This window comes from Bacillus sp. 1021, assembly GCF_014534735.1.
Classification (GTDB): domain Bacteria; phylum Bacillota; class Bacilli; order Bacillales; family Bacillaceae; genus Bacillus; species Bacillus siamensis.
Genome location: NZ_JACVSR010000001.1, coordinates 1,054,456 through 1,077,709, shown reverse-complemented (window position 1 = coordinate 1,077,709; position 23,254 = coordinate 1,054,456). Strand labels below are relative to the sequence as shown.

General features: G+C 46.5%; 18 protein-coding genes and 1 other annotated feature. Of the genes, 13 read left to right on the top strand and 5 right to left on the bottom strand.

Annotated features, from left to right (window positions below):
* Window positions 1-15 precede the first annotated feature (15 nt).
* Window positions 16-1,494 (top strand): FGGY-family carbohydrate kinase, encoded by a 1,479-nt coding sequence (locus ICW23_RS05005; protein WP_188154129.1) that lies wholly within the window; start codon window positions 16-18, stop codon window positions 1,492-1,494.
* 37 nt (window positions 1,495-1,531) lie between these two features.
* The gene (locus ICW23_RS05000; RefSeq protein WP_016936572.1) at window positions 1,532-2,779 is read left to right on the top strand and encodes an RbtT/DalT/CsbX family MFS transporter; all 1,248 of its coding nucleotides are present in this window, start codon (window positions 1,532-1,534) and stop codon (window positions 2,777-2,779) included.
* A 30-nt stretch (window positions 2,780-2,809) separates the two neighbouring features.
* Here ICW23_RS05000 and ICW23_RS04995 read toward each other — a convergent pair whose 3' ends face one another.
* Both ICW23_RS04995 and ICW23_RS04990 read right to left on the bottom strand, forming a co-directional pair.
* Entirely contained in the window at window positions 2,810-3,571 is a 762-nt protein-coding gene (locus tag ICW23_RS04995; protein WP_188154128.1) for a hypothetical protein, read from the bottom strand.
* Window positions 3,572-3,635: 64 nt separating this feature from the next.
* Window positions 3,636-3,941 carry a DUF948 domain-containing protein gene (locus ICW23_RS04990; RefSeq protein WP_016936570.1) on the bottom strand — a complete coding sequence of 102 codons (306 nt, stop codon included), beginning with the start codon at window positions 3,939-3,941 and terminating at the stop codon, window positions 3,636-3,638.
* A gap of 129 nt (window positions 3,942-4,070) precedes the next feature.
* Between ICW23_RS04990 and ICW23_RS04985 the strand changes: the two genes are divergently transcribed.
* The 4 genes from ICW23_RS04985 (at window position 4,071) to proB (ending at window position 7,603) form a co-directional block, all read left to right on the top strand.
* A complete protein-coding gene (locus tag ICW23_RS04985) occupies window positions 4,071-4,787 on the top strand; it encodes a 3-ketoacyl-ACP reductase (RefSeq protein WP_016936569.1) in 717 nt (238 codons plus the stop codon).
* 282 nt (window positions 4,788-5,069) lie between these two features.
* A complete protein-coding gene (gene rtp, locus ICW23_RS04980) occupies window positions 5,070-5,438 on the top strand; it encodes a replication termination protein (RefSeq protein WP_045926195.1) in 369 nt (122 codons plus the stop codon).
* Between the two features lie 176 nt (window positions 5,439-5,614).
* Window positions 5,615-6,463 carry a pyrroline-5-carboxylate reductase gene (gene proC, locus ICW23_RS04975; protein WP_016936567.1) on the top strand — a complete coding sequence of 283 codons (849 nt, stop codon included), beginning with the start codon at window positions 5,615-5,617 and terminating at the stop codon, window positions 6,461-6,463.
* A 21-nt stretch (window positions 6,464-6,484) separates the two neighbouring features.
* The gene (gene proB, locus ICW23_RS04970) at window positions 6,485-7,603 is read left to right on the top strand and encodes a glutamate 5-kinase (protein WP_016936566.1); all 1,119 of its coding nucleotides are present in this window, start codon (window positions 6,485-6,487) and stop codon (window positions 7,601-7,603) included.
* Window positions 7,604-7,661: 58 nt separating this feature from the next.
* Here proB and gltC read toward each other — a convergent pair whose 3' ends face one another.
* Window positions 7,662-8,564: a glutamate biosynthesis transcriptional regulator GltC gene (gene gltC / locus ICW23_RS04965; RefSeq protein WP_016936565.1), complete on the bottom strand. Its 903-nt coding sequence runs from the start codon at window positions 8,562-8,564 to the stop codon at window positions 7,662-7,664.
* A gap of 145 nt (window positions 8,565-8,709) precedes the next feature.
* Between gltC and gltB the strand changes: the two genes are divergently transcribed.
* From gltB to ICW23_RS18895, 3 genes are all read left to right on the top strand, one after another.
* Window positions 8,710-13,269 carry a glutamate synthase large subunit gene (gltB, locus tag ICW23_RS04960; protein WP_188154127.1) on the top strand — a complete coding sequence of 1,520 codons (4,560 nt, stop codon included), beginning with the start codon at window positions 8,710-8,712 and terminating at the stop codon, window positions 13,267-13,269.
* A gap of 16 nt (window positions 13,270-13,285) precedes the next feature.
* A complete protein-coding gene (gltD, locus tag ICW23_RS04955; protein ID WP_045926200.1) occupies window positions 13,286-14,767 on the top strand; it encodes a glutamate synthase small subunit in 1,482 nt (493 codons plus the stop codon).
* Window positions 14,768-14,925: 158 nt separating this feature from the next.
* The gene (locus ICW23_RS18895; RefSeq protein WP_223152200.1) at window positions 14,926-15,063 is read left to right on the top strand and encodes a hypothetical protein; all 138 of its coding nucleotides are present in this window, start codon (window positions 14,926-14,928) and stop codon (window positions 15,061-15,063) included.
* Between the two features lie 80 nt (window positions 15,064-15,143).
* Here ICW23_RS18895 and ICW23_RS04945 read toward each other — a convergent pair whose 3' ends face one another.
* Entirely contained in the window at window positions 15,144-16,124 is a 981-nt protein-coding gene (locus ICW23_RS04945; protein WP_188154126.1) for a zinc-binding dehydrogenase, read from the bottom strand.
* A gap of 118 nt (window positions 16,125-16,242) precedes the next feature.
* On the opposite strand from ICW23_RS04945, the gene ICW23_RS04940 reads away from it, so the two are divergent.
* The 4 genes from ICW23_RS04940 to ICW23_RS04925 all read left to right on the top strand — a co-directional run bounded on the left by ICW23_RS04940 (window position 16,243) and on the right by ICW23_RS04925 (window position 21,328).
* Complete coding sequence (locus ICW23_RS04940) at window positions 16,243-17,109, top strand: LysR family transcriptional regulator (protein ID WP_188154125.1); 867 nt, start codon at window positions 16,243-16,245, stop codon at window positions 17,107-17,109.
* 105 nt (window positions 17,110-17,214) lie between these two features.
* Window positions 17,215-17,439: a binding site (T-box leader), on the top strand.
* Between the two features lie 310 nt (window positions 17,440-17,749).
* Complete coding sequence (thrS, locus tag ICW23_RS04935; protein WP_188154124.1) at window positions 17,750-19,678, top strand: threonine--tRNA ligase; 1,929 nt, start codon at window positions 17,750-17,752, stop codon at window positions 19,676-19,678.
* Between the two features lie 31 nt (window positions 19,679-19,709).
* Window positions 19,710-20,012 carry an ArsR/SmtB family transcription factor gene (locus tag ICW23_RS04930; protein WP_007407355.1) on the top strand — a complete coding sequence of 101 codons (303 nt, stop codon included), beginning with the start codon at window positions 19,710-19,712 and terminating at the stop codon, window positions 20,010-20,012.
* A gap of 140 nt (window positions 20,013-20,152) precedes the next feature.
* Entirely contained in the window at window positions 20,153-21,328 is a 1,176-nt protein-coding gene (locus ICW23_RS04925; protein WP_188154123.1) for an MFS transporter, read from the top strand.
* 46 nt (window positions 21,329-21,374) lie between these two features.
* On the opposite strand, the gene ggt is transcribed toward ICW23_RS04925, so the two are convergent.
* Window positions 21,375-23,150, bottom strand: a complete 1,776-nt coding sequence (gene ggt / locus ICW23_RS04920) for a gamma-glutamyltransferase (protein ID WP_188154122.1) — start codon at window positions 23,148-23,150, stop codon at window positions 21,375-21,377.
* Between the last annotated feature and the right edge of the window lie 104 nt (window positions 23,151-23,254).

Sequence of the window (23,254 nt, the reverse complement as noted above, 5' to 3'; positions counted from 1 at the left end):
AAGGAGGAGGCTGTAATGGCTGAACAAAAAGGCTACCTTGTATTTGACATCGGGACAGGGAATGCGCGAGTCGCGGTTGTGACTGCCGGCGGCGACGTGACCGCACTGGAAAGGGAAGACATTGAATATGTGACGGATCCGCTTTATCCGGACGGCCGTTATTTCTCGCCGGAAAGATTATGGGCGCAAATCAGCGCTATAGCAAAAAAGGCTATTGCTAAAAGCCCTCATATTACATTAATCGGAATCACCTCAACAAGCCAGAGGCAGGGAATTGTTCTGATTAATAAAGATAAAAAGGCGTTTCTCGGTCTGCCCAACATTGATAATAGAGGGCGCGAATGGGAGGGAGAGATCGAGTTAAAAGAAGAAGTGCATCAGCGCGCCGGACGCCTTCCGAGCGCTTTATTTTCCGCCATGAAACTTGTCGGGTTAAAAAAAAGACAGCCGTCATTATGGAAAGAAGTGAAGTACATCACAAGCATCAGTGACTGGGTGACATTTGAGCTGAGCGGAATTTTAAGCTATGAACCGTCACAGGCCGCTGAAACACTGCTGTTTGACGTAAGGGAAAAGGCGTGGTCAGAGAAATTATGCAGCATCTTCGGGGTGCCTTCTGCCATTCTTCCTTCACTCGTCCGATCTGGGACGGTTGTCGGAATGTTAACGTTTAAAAAAGCGGCTGTTCTCGGTCTTTCTGAAAGAGTGCCTGTGATTGCAGGCGGAGGAGACACACAGCTTGCCATTAAAAGTGCAGATGCAAAGCCGGGAGATATCGTCATCGTATCCGGTACGACGACGCCGATTACAAAGATAACAGCGGAGCCCGGAACCGAAAGTTTAGAGAATGCATGGCTGAATTGCCATACAGAAGAAGGTCAATGGCTTCTTGAAACTAATCCGGGTGTAACAGGACTCAATTATCAAAAATTAAAATCCATTTTTTATCCGAATGAATCCTACGGCGTCATGGAACGGGAAATCGCCAGTCTGCCGAAACATGATCAAGCGTGTGTTTCTGCGTTAGGCTCCTATTTATCGCCTGAAAAAAACGCACTCGCAAAAGGCGGATTTATTTTTGATGCCCCGCTATCCCAAAGTTTAAGCCGAGCGCATTTTGTCAAAGCCGCTCTGATGGAAATCGCTTTTTCAATCAAATGGAACTATGAGGCGTTAACAGAAGTGACTTCCTTTTCAAAAAATGATGTGAAGGTGTGCGGCGGCGGTTTCCAAAGTGATGCGTTGACACAGTTTCTTGCTAACCTTCTGCAAAAGAAGATTTATAAGAGAGAAGGCTTCAGCCAGGCATCCGTAATGGGGGCGGCGATGATTTGCAACGAAGCTCTCGGTGTGAAAGAAGAACTTTCGAACCGCACAAAGGTAATTGAACCGGAATCGGATCAGACGGATCTCTTCCTATATGAAGAATGGAAACATACGCAAAAATTATTTGCGCATTTTCAGCCCAGCGGTGAAAGCCTGACTTGGGGATGAGATGACAACATGAAAGATTGCTGAGGAGGAACAAAAAATGCTTAATAAAATAGGAATTCCGAAACAGCTTGCCTGGGGATTTTTAGGGGTCGTGCTGTTTATGATGGGGGACGGCCTTGAACAAGGCTGGCTCAGCCCGTTTTTAGTTGAAAACGGCTTGACGGTACAGCAATCAGCATCCTTGTTTACGGTTTACGGTATTTCTCTCGCAATAGCGTCTTGGTTTTCAGGCGTCTGTCTCGAAGCCTTCGGCGCAAAGCGGACGATGTTTATGGGGCTGTTATTTTATGTTATCGGAACAGCCGCGTTTATCGCATACGGATTTGAAAATCTTAATTTGCCGGTAATGTATGTCACGTATTTTATTAAAGGGCTGGGCTATCCGCTGTTTGCCTATTCTTTTTTGACATGGGTGATTTACCGGTCGCCGAAAAGCAAGCTCAGTACGGCGGTCGGCTGGTTCTGGATTGCTTATTGCTGCGGCATGTTTGTATTCGGTGCTTGGTATTCTAGCTGGGCCATCAAATCCTTCGGCTATTTGAATACGCTGTGGAGTTCGATTTTTTGGGTATGCCTCGGCGCGTTTTTTGCTTTGATTTTAAATAGGGACCGCTTTGAAAAGAAAAAAGCAAGTAAACAGGAAAAGGTGCAGGAATTAATGAAAGGAATCACCATCCTTGCTGAAAATCCGCGTGTGCTTTCTGGGGGGATTGTTCGGATCATCAACAGTATCGGAACATACGGATTTCCGGTATTTCTCCCAATGCATATGGCGCAGCACGGCATTTCTACAAATGTATGGCTGCAGATTTGGGGCACGATCTTTCTCGGCAATATCGTCTTTAACTTAATCTTCGGTGCAGTCGGCGATGCGTTCGGCTGGAAAAAGACTGTCATGTGGTTCGGAGGAGCGGGCTGCGGCATTTTTACCCTTTTATTATATTATGCCCCTGTTGTATCACATGGGAACTTGCTTTTCGTCAGCATTGTCGGCTTTATTTGGGGAGGGCTTCTGGCCGGATTCGTTCCGATCGGAGCTATCGTGCCGACGGCGGCCGGCAGCGATAAAGGTGCTGCCATGTCTGTGTTAAATCTGGCCGCGGGCCTGTCGGCATTTGCCGGCCCCGCGCTTGCCTGGGCGTTTATCGGGCTTGTCGGCGCACAAGGCGTAGTATGGATTTTCGCGGCGCTCTATTTCGCAAGTGCAATCCTGACAAATCAAATCAAAATACCTGAAGAAAAAACGGCAAAACACGATAAATCATTGCCTGAATATGCTTCTTAACAGAAACGCCCCGAAGGCTCGGGGCGTTTTTTACAGCTTCTGAAGAAACTCGGCAAAGCGCTGAATTTGTTCACGTAACGATTGTTTGTTTTCGTGAAATTGTTTGAAACGATGTCCGTTTGCGCCGGACGGATGCGGGAAGCCTTCCAAAATGACCGCATGATTCATCCTCCCGTTCTTCTTCAGCATGCGGCAGGCGGATTCTGCTGCTTTACCGAGAGGGACGAGCAGAATGTCCTTTTTCATTATTTCTATTTCGTCCGGAAAATATTTCAGCGCATAACGGCTGAGAAGAGCTGACCTGCTGATTAGCGGCTGATGTCCCGTATAGTTTTTCTGTTTATAAAAAACAGGGTGTTTGATAACGGATGTCGTATGAAGCAGCTCCCGTTTTGAACCAAATAAACAGGATGAATTCTCAACTCGGAGCGCGGCCGGCAGACCGCATTCATTAAGCATTTCGATCATGTGCTGCCTCATGGAACCGGAAAGCCCGGCCGCTTTTTTTGTCTCATATGCTACCACCTCAAGAGATTCGCCGTTTTTTAAAAGCTGTGCCGCTGCTTTGTAAGCCCGCTGCATCTGAAAAAAACCGGGTGTAATTCCGGAGATGACAACTGCAGCATGAGGGTTGATATACTCATTATGAGGCGAATAATACATATCCAGATCTCCGTCCTTCGCTAAATGGAACTCCGGAGTCAGCAAATCCGATTTTGTAAATTCTCCCGAAGATGATAATGCTTTAAGCTGGCGCAAAAAATGTGCAAGCCGCTCACGATTGCAAATCATATTATGCCTCCTTGAACCCGCTCATTCTCTTAGTGTCAGCAAAAACGGCGGATGACATGCAGGCTCATAAATCGCTTTTACCGGCGTTCCAGAGCATCTTCAGGACATGAGGCGTTCCTTTTGCTTCGGCAGCCGTCGTTTGCACGGCTGTTTTTTTAGTGAGAAAGTCTTCCTGCAGTTCTTTCTGCTTTTGTGATAACCGACGGGTTTCTGTTTTGATTTCTTCAACGGATGTCTGCATGGACGCTGCCGTGACGTTAATCTTCTTTATATCAGGCGCTGTGTTTCTTTTAAAACGCACGGCTGATATGGCTAAATAAACCAAGGCGGCAGCCGCAACGGCAGCACTGATATACAAAATGATAATCATCTGCTTTTCACTCCTTTTTTTCAGTTGATACCCTTTATAGAGATTGATGAATCATTTTATTTGCTAATTGTTTTTTTTCTGCTTATAATGTGAAATCGTACATAAGGACATTCAGAAAGGGTGAAAGACGTGGAAAATATACAGAACAAAACGGCTCTTATCACGGGTGCGGGCAGAGGAATCGGCCGCGCCGCCGCTATTGCTTTAGCGAAAGAAGGAGTCAATATCGGTTTAATCGGCCGCACTGAAGCAAATGTGAAAAAGGTTGCAGAAGAAGTAGAAGCCCTTGGTGTAAAGGCATCATTCGCTGCTGCCGATGTGAAAAGCCAAAAAGAGGTCGAACAAGCCGTCGCTTCTATTAAAGAAGATCTCGGTGAGATTGACATCCTGATAAACAATGCCGGAATCAGCAAATTCGGCGGATTTTTAGATCTTACGCCAGAAGAGTGGGAAGACATCATTCAAGTTAATGTAATGGGTGTATACCATGTGACACGCGCCGTTCTTCCTGAAATGATTGAGAGAAAATCAGGAGATATCATTAATATTTCCTCTACGGCCGGCCAAAGAGGCGCCGCGGCGACAAGTGCGTACAGCGCTTCGAAATTTGCCGTTCTCGGTCTGACTGAATCTCTCATGCAGGAAGTCAGAAAACACAATATCCGTGTCAGCGCAATGACTCCGAGCACGGTTGCCAGCGATATGTCAATTGAATTAAATCTGACAGACGGCAATCCGGAAAAAGTCATGCAGCCTGAGGATCTTGCAGAATATATGGTTGCTCAATTGAAATTACATCCGCGCATTTTCATCAAAACTGCCGGTTTATGGTCAACCAATCCTTAAAAAACGGGATCTGTCTTTTTAGACAGGTCTTTTTTTGTTTCCTTAAAACTGAATGAGCAGATATAAAGGATTTGTGCGAAAAAAAGGAATGAAAAAGAAACCGATATCAGTTATAATTAAACTAAATAAACTATGTACCAAATGTTCAATTATATTTTTTCCCGCCGCTCTAAAAAACAAATAAATACAAATTAAACTGTTCGCACAATAAAAGGGGAAACGGAATATAAAGAGAATATTTAGTACATGGAATAATTTGTTATATGGAAGGGTGTGCACATATTGAAAGAAGAAAAAAGAAGTTCAACCGGTTTTTTAGTGAAACAAAGGGCTTTTTTAAAGCTTTACCTGATTACAATGACAGAGCAGGAACGGCTTTACGGACTGAAGCTTCTCGAGGTGCTGCGCTCCGAATTTAAACCCATCGGTTTTAAGCCGAATCATACTGAGGTATACCGGTCACTCCACGAACTCTTGGATGACGGGATCTTAAAACAGGTAAAGGTCAAAAAAGAAGGAGCCAAACTCCAGGAAGTCGTTCTCTATCAATTTAAAGACTATGAAGCTGCGAAGCTTTACAAAAAACAGCTTAAGACAGAGCTTGACCGCTGCAAAAAGCTGATAGAAAAAGCCCTTTCCGATAATTTTTAAATCTGTCCGGAACACACCCCGCCGCCCGGGCTCAGGCGGTGTGTTCTGTGATTCATTATACATAATAGCAGACAGGGAACAATACATATCAATAAAACCTTCAAACTTGACATTGACTCCTGACATGATAACATAAAAAACGTGTGAAAAATGCGAACAAAATACGAACAAGGGAGATGTTACCGATCTTAGATCAAAAGAAAGTTGCTTTTATAGGAGCAGGATCAATGGCTGAAGGAATGATATCAGGCATGGTCCGCGCAAAAAAAATTCCCAATCAAAACATCTGCGTGACAAACCGCCGAAATACAGAGCGACTCGCTGAATTGGAACATCAATACGGAATTCAAGGCACAGCTTTTGACAGCATGAAAACCGAAGACATTGATGTCTTTATTTTAGCTATGAAACCGAAGGATGCTGAAATCGCTCTGGAGACGCTGAAACGGCGTATTCAACCTCATCAAATCATCCTGTCTGTCTTGGCAGGCATAACAACCTCATTTATACAACAATCATTACATGAGAATCAGCCGGTTGTAAGAGTCATGCCGAACACATCCAGCATGATCGGCGAATCGGCAACAGCTGCGGCTTTCGGAGACCATATCTCTCAAAGTTCAGCACAAACTGCGGTATCCCTTCTGGAATGTCTCGGTGAAGTATATGTGATCAAAGAAGATCAGATGGACATTTTCACCGGCATCGCAGGCAGCGGACCGGCGTACTTTTATTATTTAATGGAGTTTATCGAAAAAGCAGGTGAAGAAGCCGGCTTAGATAAACAACTGTCCCGCAAAATTGGCGCGCAAACATTATTAGGCGCAGCAAAAATGCTGATGGAGACGGGGGAAAAACCGGATGTGCTGCGAGAAAACATCACCTCTCCAAACGGCACGACTGCAGCCGGCCTTGATGCGCTCAGGTCTGAAGGCGGCGGGGAAGCCATTGCCAAAGCCATTAAACATGCGACCGAACGTTCTATTGAGATCAGCAAAACAATTGAAAAAACAGCAGCACTATAAAATAAAAACAGGAGTGATACAGTGACGTCTCGGACGGAGATCAAAAGAGTCGCGGTGAAAATCGGCAGCAGCTCACTGACGAGCCTGCACGGAGAAATCAGCAGAAGAAAACTGGAGACATTGGTGGATCAAATCGCACAGCTGAAAGACAGCGGTTATGAAGTGATTTTAGTATCTTCCGGCGCAGTGGCGGCAGGTTATCGGAAGCTCGGCTTTATTCAGAAACCGGAAAGCCTCCCCGAAAAACAGGCTTCTGCTTCCATTGGGCAGGGATTATTAATGGAAGCTTATTCAAAGCTGTTTTTAGCTCACGGTTATGTCGCGTCACAAATTTTAATTACAAGAAGCGACTTTTCTGATGAATACCGCTATCATAATGTCCGCAATACGATGAATGTCCTTTTAGAACGAGGCATTATTCCGATTATTAATGAAAATGACACCGTCACAGTCAATCGGCTGAAATTCGGTGATAATGATACACTCGCGGCAAAGGTCGCAGGCTTAATTGATGCCGACATGCTTGTGATTTTATCAGATATCGACGGTTTATATGATGATAATCCGCGCAGCAACCCGGAAGCGGCACGAATCAGACATGTAAGTGACATCACCCCGGAAATAGAAGCAAGCGCGGGAGATGCCGGGAGTGAGATAGGGACCGGCGGAATGCGTTCAAAGCTGGATGCTTTTAAAATTGTGATGGCCTCCGGTATTAAAGGCTTCCTCGGGCAGGCTAACGCCCCGGACATTCTGCTTCAAGCGGTAGAAGAGGCGGCTGAAGGAACTTATTTTGAAGCGGAAGGAACCCTCCCGTTAAACCACAAAGAACAATGGCTTGCATTTAATTCCGGCCCCGAAGGCGAGATTGTGATGGAGAAGAAAAGCAGCCGCGATATAGCGAACGGAAATGTGGCGCTGTCACCGCAGGATATCGAACAGATTAACGGCAGATTCAGCAGCGGGGCGGTTGTCAGACTGCTTGATCAGCAGGGAGAGGAGCTTGGGCTCGGCATCGTCAATTATTCCTCAGCTCAGCTGAAGACATATAAAGAAACGCCGCATAAACAGACCGGCCAATCAGTCATTGATCCGGAAGCGTTTGTCTGCCACGTTGAACTGTCCATCCCGATCGGCTGAGAAAAATCAATAAAACATGGCAAAGCCCGAGGCTTCGTTTTGAAGCTCGGGTTTGTTTTTATTGATATTGTTCAAGTTTGGAGAAAAATTGAATGACAAAATGATAGAAATCATTCGCAGACGGAGCCAGTTCTCTGCCTTTTGGCTTAATAATGCCTACGGTGCGCTTCACTTGAGGGAATTCAATCGGAATTTTGACCGTGAACCGAGGTGTGGTTTCCGCAAAGGTGCTTTCAGGTAATAAAGTAACGCCCATGCCTGCGGAGACTAATCCTTTAATGGCATCTAAATCCTCGCCCTCCGTTGATACAAGCGGCGCAAAGCCAGCCTGTCTGCAAGCGTCAATCGCCATATTGCGGAGAATAAATCCTTCAGGAAATAAAACAAATTGGTCGCCGCGCAGATCAATTAAATGGATATTTTTTTGTTTGGCAAGCGGATGATGCAGCGGAACAAGCGCGTAAATCTTTTCTGTGAATAAGATATTGCCTGTTATGTCGGGAAATTCCGTCGGAACGGGGCCGAGCAGCGCCGCATCTATGTCCCTGTTTCTCACGGCTTCAATTAAAAACTTATAAGATCCTTGGCGGAGCAAAAACTCAACGTTCGGGTGCTCCTCTTTAAATGCTGAAATCACTGTCGGCAAAAGCTGACTTGCAAGGCTCGTCGGGAATCCTATTTTGACGGTTCCACGATTAGGATCAAGATATTCATCGATTTGTTCCTTCGCGTAATCAATTGCTTTCATCGCTGTTTTAACATGTTCTAAAAATTGTTTGCCGATCGGCGTTAACTTAATATTTCTGCCTTCCCGTTCAAATAAAGTGACCTTCAACTCTTCTTCAAGATTTGCAATCTGCCTGCTGATGGCGGATTGGGCGACATGAAGATGATCAGCCGCTTCTGACACATGTTCCCGTTCTGCTACCTCCATAAAATACCGAAGCTGGCGTAATTCCATTGCGTTCACACCTATCTATCTCATTTTGAGATGTATTTGATCTAAATTATATATTGTTTATATTGTTTTGAAAACTTACAATTAATTTAAAGTTGTCAGATTTTATGACCGATAATTAACGGAAACTGATCGGGGGAGAGGAATTATGACTTACAATCAAATGCCGAAAGCACAAGGTCTCTACCGTCCGGAATTTGAGCATGATGCATGCGGAATCGGCTTGTATGCCCATTTAAAAGGGAAACCTTCACATGACATTGTGAAAAAAGGACTGCAGATGCTTTGCCAGCTGGATCACAGAGGAGGACAGGGCAGTGACCCGAATACGGGAGACGGCGCCGGCCTGATGGTTCAGATCCCTGATGCTTTTTTTAAGAAGGAGTGCGGAGAAATGAAGCTGCCTGAAAAAGGCCGTTACGGGGTAGGAATGGTCTTTTTCTCGCAAAATGAAGAGGAAAGAAAAAAGATCGAGAAACAGGTGAATGCATTCATTGAGCAGGAAGGGCAGACCGTTCTCGGCTGGAGAACCGTCCCCGTTAATGTCGGAAAAATCGGAACAGTGGCACAAAGTACTTGCCCGTACGTGCGCCAAGTATTTATCGGTGCCGCAAACGATTTGAAAGACAGCCTTGCTTTTGAACGCAAACTGTATGTCATCCGGAAGCAGGCGGAAAATTGGGGCGTCCAAGAACAGCTTGATTTTTACTTCGCAAGCCTGTCAAGCCAGACTATCGTTTATAAAGGTTTGTTAACGCCTGAGCAGGTTGACGCGTTTTATTTGGATTTGCAGGATGAAACCTTCGTATCTGCATTTTCACTCGTACATTCACGGTTCAGCACAAATACCTTTCCTACTTGGGAACGTGCCCATCCGAACCGCTATCTGATCCATAACGGAGAAATCAATACGCTCCGGGGCAATATCAATTGGATGCGGGCGAGAGAGCAGCAGTTTGTTTCAGAAAGCTTCGGAGACGATCTTCATAAAGTGCTGCCGATTTTAAATGCTGAGGGCAGTGACTCATCCATTCTTGATAATGCGTTTGAATTTTTCGTGATGGCGGGACGGAAGCCGGCACATACGGCAATGATGCTGATCCCGGAACCATGGACCGAAAACACTCACATGTCTAAAGCGAAACGGGCTTTTTACGAATATCACAGCTCTTTAATGGAGCCGTGGGACGGACCGACCGCCATTTCGTTTACGGACGGTAAACAAATCGGCGCCATCCTTGACCGTAACGGCCTGCGTCCGGCACGTTACTATGTGACAAAAGATGACCATATTATTTTCTCATCTGAGGTGGGCGTTATTGAAGTGGAGCAGGAAAACATTCTTCATAAAAAACGCCTGGAACCCGGAAAAATGCTGCTCATTGACTTAGAGGAAGGCCGGATTATTTCAGATGAAGAAGTAAAAACGGAAATCGCCAATGAATTCCCGTATCAAAAATGGCTTGAAGAGGAATTGGTTCAAGTGAATCCTGATCCGGAAATCCGGGAAGAGGAACAATTCGATGATCTTCTCGTCCGGCAAAAAGCATTTGGCTATACGTATGAAGATATTCAGAAATATTTAATTCCTGTTATTAAAGAAGGCAAAGACCCGCTCGGCTCCATGGGAAATGACTCGCCGCTCGCCGTTTTATCCGACCGTGCCCAATCACTGTTTCATTATTTTAAACAGCTGTTTGCGCAAGTCACAAACCCGCCGATTGACGCGATCCGCGAGCAGCTGGTGACCTCCACGGTGACATGGCTCGGAGCTGAAGGCGATCTGCTACATCCGAGTGAAAGAAATGCCCGCCGCATTAAACTGTACACTCCTGTATTATCTAACGAACAGTTTTATGCGCTGAAAACACTTGTGCATCCTGACATTAAGAGCCAGAACATCCGCACGCTGTTTTCCGATGACCTGGAAAAAGGCCTGAAGGATTTGTTTCAGCAGGCGGAAAAAGCGATCAAGGAAGGCGTATCTCTGTTAATTTTATCTGACAGGGCAATGAGTAAAGAATTGACACCGATTCCGCCGCTTTTGGCCGTCAGTGCGCTGCATCAGCATTTAATCCGTCAAGGTCTGCGTACTAAAGCAAGCATTATCGTTGAATCAGGCGAAGCGCGTGAAGTTCATCACTTTGCGGCTCTCATCGGATATGGGGCCGATGCTGTCAATCCATATTTGACTTATGCTACGTATAAGCAGGAAATCGATGAAGGACGGCTTGATATTCCGTATGAAGAAGCTGTCAGCAAATACGGAAAGAGCGTGACAGAAGGCGTCGTGAAAGTGATGTCAAAAATGGGGATTTCAACTGTGCAAAGTTACAGAGGCGCCCAAATTTTTGAAGCGGTCGGCATCGGTGAAGACGTCATTTCCAAATACTTTACGGGAACTGCATCCCAGCTTGGCGGAATCGATATCGAAACGATCGCGCAAGAAGCAAAACAGCGTCATCAAGCGGCTTACAAGGATGATTACAGCCAAACTCTTGAACCGGGTAGTGAATTCCAATGGCGAAACGGGGGAGAGCACCACGCTTTCAATCCGAAAACCATCCATACCCTGCAATGGGCGTGCCGCAAGAATGATTACAGCCTGTTTAAGCAATATTCTCATGCAGCGGATGAAGAACGAATCGGGTTTTTACGTAATCTGTTCGCATTCAAAGAAGACCGCAAACCTTTAAAATTAGAAGAAGTCGAATCAGCTGCGTCCATCGTAAAACGTTTTAAAACAGGGGCGATGTCGTTCGGTTCATTAAGCAAGGAAGCGCATGAAGCTTTGGCAATAGCGATGAACCGGCTCGGCGGAAGAAGCAACAGCGGAGAAGGCGGCGAAGACCCGAAACGTTTTATTCCGGATGAAAATGGCGACGACAGAAGAAGTGCAATTAAACAGATCGCATCCGGCCGTTTCGGCGTAAAAAGCCATTATCTCGTCAATGCGGATGAATTGCAGATCAAAATGGCGCAAGGGGCGAAGCCGGGAGAAGGCGGCCAGCTTCCGGGCAACAAAGTATATCCTTGGGTCGCGGATGTCCGCGGTTCTACACCAGGTGTCGGGCTGATTTCACCGCCTCCTCATCATGACATTTATTCAATTGAAGATCTGGCTCAGCTGATCCATGATTTGAAAAATGCAAATCGAAACGCGCGAATCAGCGTCAAGCTCGTGTCAAAAGCCGGCGTCGGCACGATTGCGGCCGGTGTGGCAAAAGGTACGGCCGATGTCATCGTCATCAGCGGGTACGACGGCGGAACGGGTGCTTCACCGAAAACGAGTATTAAACATACAGGTCTTCCGTGGGAGCTTGGCCTTGCAGAAGCTCACCAAACGCTGATGCTGAACGGTTTACGGGATCGCGTGGTATTGGAAACGGATGGTAAGCTGATGACAGGGCGCGACGTCGTGATGGCCGCCTTGCTAGGCGCGGAAGAATTCGGATTTGCCACAGCGCCGCTCGTCGTTCTAGGCTGCGTCATGATGCGCGCCTGTCACTTAGATACATGTCCTGTAGGTGTCGCGACGCAAAATCCGGAGCTTCGCAAAAAGTTTATGGGCGATCCTGATCATATCGTAAACTACATGCTGTTTGTCGCGGAAGAAGTGCGTGAATATATGGCGCAGTTAGGTTTTAAAACGCTGGATGAAATGATCGGCCGCACAGACGTTCTTCATGTAAGCGAACGTGCAAAAGCGCATTGGAAAGCGGGACAGCTTGATTTGTCTACGCTGCTGTATCAGCCTGAAGGCGTGCGCACTTTCCGGACTGCGCAAAATCATAAAATCGGTCAGTCACTTGATATGACGGAAATTCTTCCGGCGGTGCAGGCTGCAATTGAAGCCGGTCAGGAAGCGGAAGCGGAAATCAAGATCAATAATACAAATCGCGTAGCCGGAACCGTGACGGGAAGTGAAATTTCCAAACGCTACGGAGCGGAAGGACTGCCGGATGATACGATCAGGCTCCATTTCACCGGATCAGCCGGACAGAGTTTCGGCGCATTTGTCCCTAAAGGGATGACGCTTCATTTGACTGGGGATTCAAATGACTACGTAGGAAAAGGGCTGTCAGGCGGAAAAATCATCGTGAAAGCGCCTGATGCCTTCAATTGCGAAACGCATGAGAACGTTATTATCGGGAACGTCGCCTTTTACGGAGCAACAAGCGGGGAAGCGTACATTAACGGGCGAGCCGGTGAACGTTTTGCGGTCCGCAACAGCGGAGTCAATGTCGTTGTAGAAGGTATCGGAGATCACGGCTGTGAATACATGACAGGCGGCCGGGTTGTCGTCCTCGGTGAAGTCGGCAAAAACTTCGGAGCGGGGATGTCAGGCGGTATCGCATACGTCCTGAGCGATGATACCAAAGCATTTAAACGCAAATGCAACATGGAAATGATTTCATTTGAAAAACTGACGGATGAAACGGAGATCAAAGAAGTGAAAGAAATGGTCAAACGGCATGCGGCGCTGACAAACAGCAAAAAAGCCGCAGACCTCCTGGATCATTGGGAAGACGCCGCAGAAACCTTTATCAAAGTCATTCCGAAAAACTATAAACAAATGCTCCTCAGCATCGAAGAACAAAAAGCGGCGGGTTTATCAGAAGAAGACGCCATTATGTATGCTTTTGAAGCCAACACAAAGGCTCACCAAACGCCGGCCAAAGATCAAAAACAAGCGGTAGTGCAGTAAGAAAGGGGAGAGGAACATGGGGAAACCAACTGGATTCATGGAAGAAAAACGAGAAAAACCGGCTGAGCGGGACCCTCTCACTCGCTTAAAAGATTGGAAAGAGTATTCGGCTCCATTTTCAGATGAAGCGTCAAAGCGGCAGGGGGCGCGGTGTATGGATTGCGGCACACCGTTTTGCCAAATCGGCGCTGATATTAACGGTTTTACATCCGGATGTCCGATTTATAATTTAATACCGGAATGGAATGACCTCGTCTATCGGGGGCGCTGGAAAGAAGCACTGGAGCGCCTTTTGAAAACGAATAACTTTCCTGAATTCACAGGGCGGGTCTGTCCCGCTCCTTGTGAAGGATCTTGTACACTGGCCATTTCAGATCCGGCTGTTTCAATTAAAAACATCGAGCGGACGATCATTGACAAAGGTTTTGAGAACGGATGGATTCAGCCGAGAATTCCAGCGAAACGCACAGGTAAGAAAGTCGCTGTTGTCGGTTCAGGCCCGGCAGGTCTGGCAAGCGCTGATCAGCTGAACCAAGCCGGTCATTCCGTAACGGTCTATGAACGTGCTGACAGAGCCGGCGGCCTGCTGATGTACGGCATTCCGAGCATGAAGCTTGAGAAAAATGTCGTCGAACGCCGTATTAAGCTTTTGACGCAGGAAGGTATAGATTTTGTGACAAATACCGAAATCGGCGTTGACATAACGGCTGATGAGCTCAAAGAACAATTTGATGCCGTCATTTTGTGCACAGGCGCCCAAAAGCAGCGCAATCTGCTGATTGAAGGCCGGGAAGCAAAAGGCGTCCATTACGCAATGGATTATTTAACACTGGCGACGAAAAGCTACTTAGATTCCAACTTCAAAGATAAACAATTCATAGACGCTAAAGGGAAAGACGTCATCGTGATCGGCGGGGGAGACACAGGAGCTGACTGCGTAGCAACCGCGCTGCGCCAAAAAGCGCGCAGCGTGCATCAGTTCGGGAAACACCCTAAACTTCCTCAGACGCGCACGAATGACAATATGTGGCCTGAACAGCCGCACGTCTTCACCCTTGAATACGCCTATGAAGAAGCGCAGGCAAAGTTCGGCAAAGATCCGAGAGAATATTCAATTCAGACGACAAAAATGGTGGCCGATAAACAAGGCCGCTTAAAAGAGATCCACACCATCCAAATGGAAAAAGTCAGAAATGAATTCGGTAAGTATGAATTTCATGAACTGCCCGGAACGGAGAAAGTATGGCCTGCTCAGCTGGTGTTTATCGCCATCGGTTTTGAAGGAACTGAACAGCCATTATTGAAGCAGTTTGGTGTCGATTCGGCAAATCATAAAATTCAGGCGGCATATGGGGATTATAAAACGAATGTTGACGGTGTTTTCGCCGCAGGGGATGCGAGAAGAGGCCAAAGCCTGATTGTATGGGCGATTAATGAAGGCCGGGAAGCAGCGCGCGAAGTCGACAGTTATTTAATGGGGAGCACTGTTTTACCGTAAATAAAGGGGATTAATTATAGAACCGGCTGGGCTCAGCCGGTTTTTTCATATGTCATGGAACTGAACTGTTAACATGATCTGCTTTCTGAAACAGAGCGACGTATGATTTGTTCTTCCGTTCAGCAGTTTCAAATCGGTGAACGTTTAGAAGGCCTGTTTTGATAGCTGCCGCAAAACGTTACGTAAAGGCTTGTGCTGACACAAGTTATCTGGAAGGGCTGTGCAAGCTCGGGCGGCGCCGTTTAAAGACACTTTTGCTGTGCATTTTATTGACGGGCATCATCGAAAAGTTTTAAAAACCGGGAAAACACTTTTTTATATTTTTGATAGAAATATATCAAGAGTATGTCAGAGCGGAGGGGGTCCGCTCCTCTTTTTAGACATCTATATGAAAGCCGATATTGCCGAACTGCCGTCCTTCCTGCATTCTCTTAATGGCATCGGCTGCTTCTCTAAGAGGGTACATATGGTCGATAATGGGGCGGATGCCGCAGCGTTTTATCAATTCCAGCATTTGCGCGAATTCCTCATTGCTTCCCATTGATGTACCGAGAATATGAATCTGCGGAAAAAACAGCGAGCGAATAGGAAATCCAAGCTGATCACCTGAACTGGCACCGAATGTTACGATCCGGCCATTCGGTTTCATAATGTCAAGGTAGTGTTGATATAAAGCGGGACCGACACCGTCAAGTATGATATCTGCTTTTTGGCCATTGAGCGCTTCATTCCAGTCGCCGTAACTGTCAATTGCCCGGTCTGCACCGTATGACAGTGCGGTTTGTTTTTTGTTTTCACTGCGGGAGGTGACGCTGACTGTCGCTCCGATTGCTTTTGCCATTCGTAAAGCGTATGTTGCCACGCCGCTTCCGATGCCCGGAAGGATAAGGTGTTCGCCCTTTTTCAATTGTCCTTTTGTAAATAAGGCGCGATAAGCGGTTAATGCTGATAACGGCAGCACGCCCGCTTCCTCCCATGTCAGATGATCGGGTTTTACAATGGCATTTTCCGCAGGAACGATGACATAAGGTGAAAAAGTTCCGTCGCTTGGACCGCCTAAAATATCAGGGACGTCTGGTACATCCTCAACAGTCTTCCAATTCAGCACCGGGTTGATGATGACTTCCGCATGCAGTAAATGAGAACGGACGCCGTGTCCTATTTCAGTTACGATTCCCGCGCCGTCTGAACCGAGAATAAATTCACGGTTTCCGGTTTCGTGGTTTTTCATTAAAAACAAATCCCGATGGTTTAATCCGGCTGTTTTCAGCTTTATTTTGACTTGTCCGTTCCCCGGATGTTTGTCAGGTATCTGCCTGAAATGAAAGCTATTTTCGTGTATGATAATGGCATCCATTATTTTTCTCTCCTTTATGGTTGATGAGAAAAATTTTACAGGCTGTAACAGCTGCAGTAAATGAAGGAAAATTGATAGCCGGCTATCAATAAAAATCATAGCAAGAAGGTGTCCTTACATGGAAAGCGGAGACTTAAAGATTTTTCAGGCTGTCGCCCGAAAAGGCAGTATTTCAAAGGCGGCCGAAAGTCTGCATTATGTTCAATCAAATGTGACAAACCGGATTCAGCAGCTGGAACGGCAATTGCAAACACAGCTGTTTTACCGGACGAATCGGGGAATGACGCTGACGCCAGCAGGTGAAAGCTTATTGAAAGATGCAGACAGAATTCTGCAGCTGCTATATGAGGCGCAAAAAAATGCGCAAGAGGCAGGACATCCGAACGGCCCGCTCCGCATCGGTTCTTTAGAAACGGCGGCAGCCGTCCATCTCCCTCAATTTTTCACGGAGTATTGCAGACGATATCCGAAAGTACAGCTGTCACTGTCAACCGGTGATACACATACCTTAGTGCAGCGCGTCCTGCAGTATGAGCTGGACGGGGCTTTTGTTTATGGGCCGGTCGAACACGAAGACCTTAAGCAATCCGCCGTATTCCAAGAAGAATTGATCGTGGTCTCAAATGTGCGGGAAGGCAGCTTGCAAAACCTGCTGCGAGAGCCGATTCTGTTTTTTGCCGCCGGCTGTTCGCACCGCCGTAAAATAAAAAACATATTGAAAGAGGAAGCAGTGCCTGAACAGAAAATCATTGAATTCGGAACGCTGGAAGCCATTATTGGAGCGGTGCAGGCAGGGTTGGGTGTTTCCTTTTTGCCTGCGTCAGCCGCCCGTTATTTTAAAAACCGGGAAAATCTTTTTCATCATCAGCTCCCTGAACGTTTTCGGGATATGAATATATCATTCATCTACCGGCGTGATTTATTTTTGACATCGGCGTTTGAAGAACTGTTGAATGGATTAAAAGCGTTACCGAATGGAAGATGACGTAACAGGACAGCTGAATATGCCGAATTTTTTACCGATTTTTTTTAAAAAAACTTTCTTTTCGCGGAAATTTATGTATAATAAAAGAAAGTTTTTTCGGATAATGAATCTGCAATGATAAGGACATGAGTCATTCGAACCGGCCATACAGAGAGGGAAGGCAAGGCTGAGACCTTCCCGGCACGAAGAATGGGCTTACCGCCTTTTGAGCTGTATCGGTGAACGAAAGCAGCCGATACCGTACAGCCGCGTTACGGCAACAATGAGCCGCCGCTTGAAGCGGCGGGAATTTGGGTGGAACCGCGGGTCTGACACACACTCGTCCCTTATTTTGGGATGAGTGTGTTTTTATGTTGATATAAGAAAAATGGCAATGATAAGGACATGAGTTATTCGAACCGGCCATACAGAGAGGGGAGGCAAGGCTGAGACCTTCCCGGCACGAAGAATGAGCTTACCGCCTTTTGAGCTGTATCGGTGAACGAAAGCAGCCGGTACCGTACAGCCGCGTTACGGCAACAATGAGCCGCCGCTTGAAGTGGCGGGAATTTGGGTGGAACCGCGGGTCTGACACACACTCGTCCCTTGTTTTGGGATGAGTGTGTTTTTATTTTCTTAAAAATAAAGGAGAGATCAGACCGTGAAGAAACCGCACATTGTGATTACTTTTCCTGACGGGAAACAAAAAGAATACCAAAAAGGCGTTACGTTAGAAGAGATCGCCCAATCAATCAGTCCGGCTTTGAAAAAGACATCAGCCGCCGGCAAGGTAAACGGATCGTTATATGACCTTAGAAGAAGCATTCATGAAGATGCTGAAATTGAACTGTGCAGTTTTCAATCTGAAGAAGGGCTGGGAGTGATGAGACACACAGCAGCGCACGTATTGGCGCAAGCGGTAAAACGTCTGTATCCGAAGGTCTGTTTAGGGATCGGTCCCGTTATTGAAAATGGCTTTTATTATGATTTTGACATGAATGAAACGATTACAGAAAAAGACCTGGCCGCCATTGAGAAAGAAATGAACAGAATCATTTCAGAAAATCCGGAAATCATCAGAGAAGAAATCTCCAGAGAAGAGGCAGAGCATCTGTTTGCTCACGAGCCGCTGAAGCTCGAGCTTTTAGCCGATATTCCGCAGCAGGATACAATCAGTATTTACCGTCAGAGCGACTTCATTGATTTATGCTGGGGGCCGCACTTGGCGTCTGCCGGTCAGATAAAAGCTTTTTCGCTCACTCATGTGTCAGGGGCTTATTGGCGGGGCGACAGCAATCAAAAAATGCTGCAGCGCATTTATGGGAAGGCATTTTCTTCAAAAAAGGAGCTGAACAGGCATTTTCAGCTGATAAAAGAGGCGGAGAAGAGAAATCATCGAAAATTGGGAGCGGAATTACAGCTTTTTATGTTTTCAGAAGAAGCGCCGGGTATGCCTTTTTATCTGCCGAACGGTCAGTTCATCCGAAATACGCTTGAATCATTTCTGCGTTCAAAGCAGGATGCCTATCATTATCAGGAAGTGCGCACACCTATGATGATGAACCAGCGTCTTTGGGAGCAATCAGGCCATTGGGATCATTATAAAGAGAATATGTATTTCTCAGAAGCCGATCTCCAGCGCTTCGCGTTAAAGCCGATGAACTGCCCCGGCCACATGCTCATTTTTAAAGAAAAGCTTCGTTCTTATCGCGATCTTCCGATTCGGATGGCTGAATTCGGCCAGGTGCACCGTCACGAATTCAGCGGGGCGCTCAATGGCCTGCTTCGCGTCAGGTCCTTTTGCCAGGATGATGCGCATATTTTTGTAACGCCCGATCAGATCGAGAGCGAAATTACTTCAGCGCTTCAGCTGATTCACGAGGTGTACACCGCATTCGGTTTTTCCTATGATATTGAGCTGTCAACAAGACCGGACAATTACATGGGAAGCGAACATTTGTGGGACCGGGCGGAGAGCGCATTAGAGAAAGTATTAAAAGAACAGGGATATCGTTTTCGATTTAATCGGGGGGATGGCGCATTTTACGGCCCGAAAATTGATATTCATATAAAAGATGCGCTGAATCGAAGCCATCAATGCGCTACTGTCCAGCTCGATTTTCAAATGCCGGAGAAATTTGATTTAACATATATTGATGAAAAAAATCAAAAAGTCCGTCCTGTTGTTATTCACCGGGCGGTATTCGGATCTCTTGACAGATTTTTCGGAATCATTACCGAACATTTCGGGGGAGCGTTCCCTTTATGGCTTGCTCCGGTACAGGCAAAAATCATCCCGGTATCAAATACCGCACACCGGGACTGCGCAGAACAGGCGCACCGGCAGCTGAAGAACGCGGGGATCAGGGCTGAGCTTGATCTGCGCGATGAAAAACTCGGGTATAAAATCAGAGAAGCACAAATGAAAAAAATACCGTATATTGCTGTTGTGGGGGATCACGAGTGCCGCCATCAATCTGTACAGGTAAGACAATACGGACGGGACGACACATTTGAAGAGAGTGTGAGTGATTTTGTTTCCCGGATCATAAATGAAACAAAACAAGAGATTCAAGTAAATCGACATTGACATATCGTAAAATCACGATATAATAAAACGTATGAAACCTATTGATGTTTTTAAAGCGTTGTCTAATGAGTCCCGGCTTGAGATTTTACAATGGCTGAAAGAGCCGGACCGTCACTTCGCCCCGCATGATGGCATTGATATGAATGAAATCGGAGTATGTGTGAGTCAGATCACCGATAAGCTTCAGATGACACAGTCAACGGCGTCTCAATATCTTTCCATCCTTCAGCGGGCGGGCCTTATCCAAACGAAACGGATCGGCAAATATACCTATTATAAAAGAGATGAAGAAGCGATAAAGGCGATGGCCGATTATTTTCAGCGCGAAATGTAGGGCTGAATCCTTTGAAGAGGGATTCAGTTTCTTTTTCTGATTACATATCGACATATTGCGATTTGTTTCTGTTTTTAATCTTTTATATCGATATATCACAATATATCTTTATATAAATCATCAATGAAGGAGTGTATCAGATGCAAAATACATGGAAGGTTTACATTTTAGCGATTATCAGCTTTTTAGTTGGGACCTCTGAATATGTGATATCCGGGGTGCTTGATAAAATTGCAGGATCTTTGGGCGTCACTGTGGCAGCGGCAGGGCAGCTGATTACAATTTTTTCACTCGTTTATGCAATCGGAACGCCCGTCGTGATGGTTCTGACAGCAAGGCTGGACAGAAGGAAGCTTATGATCTATGCTCTGGGGCTGTTTGTTATCGGAAATATCATTTCTTTCCTTGTGCAGGGATTCGGCTTATTTGCGGGAGCACGGGTGATCATGGCGCTTGGAGCGGGAAGCGTGGTGGTAACCGCGCTTACGATTGCAGCAAAAATTGCTCCTCCGGGAAAGCAGGCAAGCTCTCTTGCGACAGTCATTATGGGATTTACGGCGGCACTCATTATCGGTGTGCCGATCGGAAGAACCGTGTCTGAAGCTTTCGGCTGGAAGATGGTTTTCGCCGGTATTGCGGCACTCGGAATCATTGCCATGCTGATTATACGTTTCGCGCTGCCTGAGATAAAAGGAGATAAACCCGTGCCGCTCATTCAGCAACTTTCTTTTTTGAAGAAACGAAAAGTGGCTGTCGGCCTGGCCATCACGTTTTTTTGGCTTGGAGGCTATTCGGTTGCGTATACGTACCTTTCGCCATTTTTACTGAACGTTACTCATATCAGCAGCGGAATGCTGAGCACATTGCTCCTTATTTTCGGGGTTGCAAGTCTTGCCGGCTCTAAAGCAGGCGGTTTCAGTGCAGACAAATGGGGGGCGCGTGTCACATTGACCGGCGGAATGGCGCTTCATGCTATCATGCTCATGTTATTGCCCTTTGTTACACATTCTGCTGCCGGAGCAGCGGCAGTGCTTATTTTTTGGTCCTTTTCCGCCTGGTCATCCGGGCCGGCTCAGCAATATCATTTGGCAACGATGGAGCCGGAATCATCAGGTGTATTACTTGGCCTCAACCAGTCTATGATGCAGCTGGCTATGGCTGCCGGGGCAGGTATCGGGGGCGTTGTTGTCACTCATCTGTCTCTTGCGTCAGTGACATGGATTGGTGCAGGCGGTGTTGTTATTGCGATGTGCGGCGTACTTTCACTTATGTTGTTAATGTCTGAAAAAACCTCATCCGAATACAGTGCCGAATAAACAAAAGCCTCGTTTCTCAGTTTGAGAAATGAGGCTTTTTGTCTTGTTATTTTTCACATTTCTTCAAGTTTACGCCGATTGCAGCTCCATTTCGGCTGGAGTCGGCAACGCCGGTGAAGGTGCCGTTTTCACGATCAATCAGGATGCTTTGCACGTTTCCGATATCAATCGGACTGCTGCCGAATTTATGCCCCATTTCGTTCAGTTTTGCACGGGCTTCTTCCGGCACTCCTTTTTCATAACGATAGGACGTCATACTGTTTGTGTAAATTCTCGGCTCTTCGACCGCCGCTTTCAGATCCATGCCGTACTCGACTTTGTTCAGGATCGTTTGCAAAACGGAAGAAATAATCGTTGCTCCGCCGGGGGAGCCGACAGTCAGGACGGGTTCGTTATTTTTAAATAAAATGGTCGGAGTCATGCTGCTGAGCGGACGTTTATTCGGCTGCACTTCATTTGCGCCGCCCGGCACCGCGTCGAAGTCTGTTAATTCGTTGTTCAAAACAACGCCATATCCGGGAACCATAATGCCGGAACCGAACAGCTGTTCAATCGTTGTTGTATAAGATACAACATTGCCGAAGCGATCGGTTACTGTGAAGTGAGTCGTTTGACCCTCTTGTTTATCAGTCGGCTGTTCGACTTGTTTATAGTTTGCAGCGCCTTCCTGATAAGCCCAAGGATCACCGGCTTTCGGTTTTTTATTCACTTTATTAATATCTATCAGCTGTCTGCGGGCATTGATATAATCTGGATTCAAGAGACCTTTGAGGGGGACGTTGACGAATTCTGGGTCCCCGGCAAATGCGGCGCGGTCAGCATAAGCCAAATGCATTGTTTCTGCGAGAAGCTGATATTTTTGCCAAGAACGGATATCATATTGGGAAAGCTTAAAATCATCCAGAAGGTTCAGCATTTGCAACAGGAAAACACCGCCGGAGCTTGGAGGAGGAGCAGTTGCGATATGATAGCCCTGGTAATCTCCCCAGATCGGTTCATCAATCGTTACATTGAAGTTTTTAATATCTTTTTCTGTCATTGAGCCGCCGAATTCCCGCACTGTTTCCGCGAGCTTTTTGGAGAATGCTCCGTCATAGAACGCTTTTGTGCCTTTGTACTTAATAGCTGTAAATGTTTTGGCTAAGTCTTTTTGGACCAGTGTGTCTCCTTCTTTCAGAGGTTCTCCGTCCGGAAGAAACACGTCTTTTGCAGCAGTGTGTGATAATTTGTCTTTATAATCTGAGATGGCGTCAGCTAAAACCGAATCAATCGGAAAGCCTTTTGAGGCAAGTTTAATGGAAGGGGTGATGAGTTGTTTCATGGAGCGGGTGCCCCATTTGTCGAGCGCTTTTTCAAGTCCTTTTAATGTTCCCGGAACACCGACTGCAGTCCCTTTTGTAACCCGCTCAGAGAAAGGAATGGCTTTGCCGTTTTCGTCCAGGAACATATCCGGTGTTGCGCCTTCGGGTGCGCGTTCCCGGCTGTCGATAATGGTGGTGTCTTTCGTTTTCGCATCATAAACCATCATAAATCCGCCGCCGCCGATACCCGACATCATCGGTTCGGTTACGTTTAATGCAAATTGAATGGCCACCGCGGCGTCAATTGCATTGCCGCCTTTTTTCAGCACGTCGGCACCGATTTGTGAAGCGAGAGGATGGGCGGTGGCGACCATGCCGTCTTTGCCGACATCTACCTGTTTGTAGTCATCATAGGAAAACGGGTGTTTCTTAGCCTGAGCGTGATAAGGGATGCTTCCGGCTGCGAGCAAAGTACTGAGCAGAACGATAAAACAGAGATTCATAAACTTTTTCTTTTTCATAGTCTGCCTCCTTTGTTTTCCGCTTACAATTATAGAGTAAGTAAAATGTGCTGTTTTCACAAGTGACAAACGGAATAGTCCGGTGTGCAAAAAAACGGGGTTTC

Excerpts from the sequence above, each read along its gene's own strand:
- ggt (WP_188154122.1), bottom strand. The coding sequence starts at position 23,150 with ATGAAAAAGAAAAAGTTTATGAATCTCTGTTTTATCGTTCTGCTCAGT.
- ICW23_RS04995 (WP_188154128.1), bottom strand. The coding sequence starts at position 3,571 with ATGATTTGCAATCGTGAGCGGCTTGCACATTTTTTGCGCCAGCTTAAA.
- ICW23_RS04990 (WP_016936570.1), bottom strand. The coding sequence starts at position 3,941 with ATGATTATCATTTTGTATATCAGTGCTGCCGTTGCGGCTGCCGCCTTG.
- ICW23_RS04930 (WP_007407355.1), top strand. The coding sequence starts at position 19,710 with ATGAAACCTATTGATGTTTTTAAAGCGTTGTCTAATGAGTCCCGGCTT.
- gltB (WP_188154127.1), top strand. The coding sequence starts at position 8,710 with ATGACTTACAATCAAATGCCGAAAGCACAAGGTCTCTACCGTCCGGAA.
- ICW23_RS05005 (WP_188154129.1), top strand. The coding sequence starts at position 16 with ATGGCTGAACAAAAAGGCTACCTTGTATTTGACATCGGGACAGGGAAT.
- ICW23_RS04925 (WP_188154123.1), top strand. The coding sequence starts at position 20,153 with ATGCAAAATACATGGAAGGTTTACATTTTAGCGATTATCAGCTTTTTA.
- gltD (WP_045926200.1), top strand. The coding sequence starts at position 13,286 with ATGGGGAAACCAACTGGATTCATGGAAGAAAAACGAGAAAAACCGGCT.
- ICW23_RS05000 (WP_016936572.1), top strand. The coding sequence starts at position 1,532 with ATGCTTAATAAAATAGGAATTCCGAAACAGCTTGCCTGGGGATTTTTA.
- ICW23_RS04945 (WP_188154126.1), bottom strand. The coding sequence starts at position 16,124 with ATGGATGCCATTATCATACACGAAAATAGCTTTCATTTCAGGCAGATA.
- ICW23_RS04940 (WP_188154125.1), top strand. The coding sequence starts at position 16,243 with ATGGAAAGCGGAGACTTAAAGATTTTTCAGGCTGTCGCCCGAAAAGGC.
- proC (WP_016936567.1), top strand. The coding sequence starts at position 5,615 with ATGTTACCGATCTTAGATCAAAAGAAAGTTGCTTTTATAGGAGCAGGA.
- gltC (WP_016936565.1), bottom strand. The coding sequence starts at position 8,564 with ATGGAATTACGCCAGCTTCGGTATTTTATGGAGGTAGCAGAACGGGAA.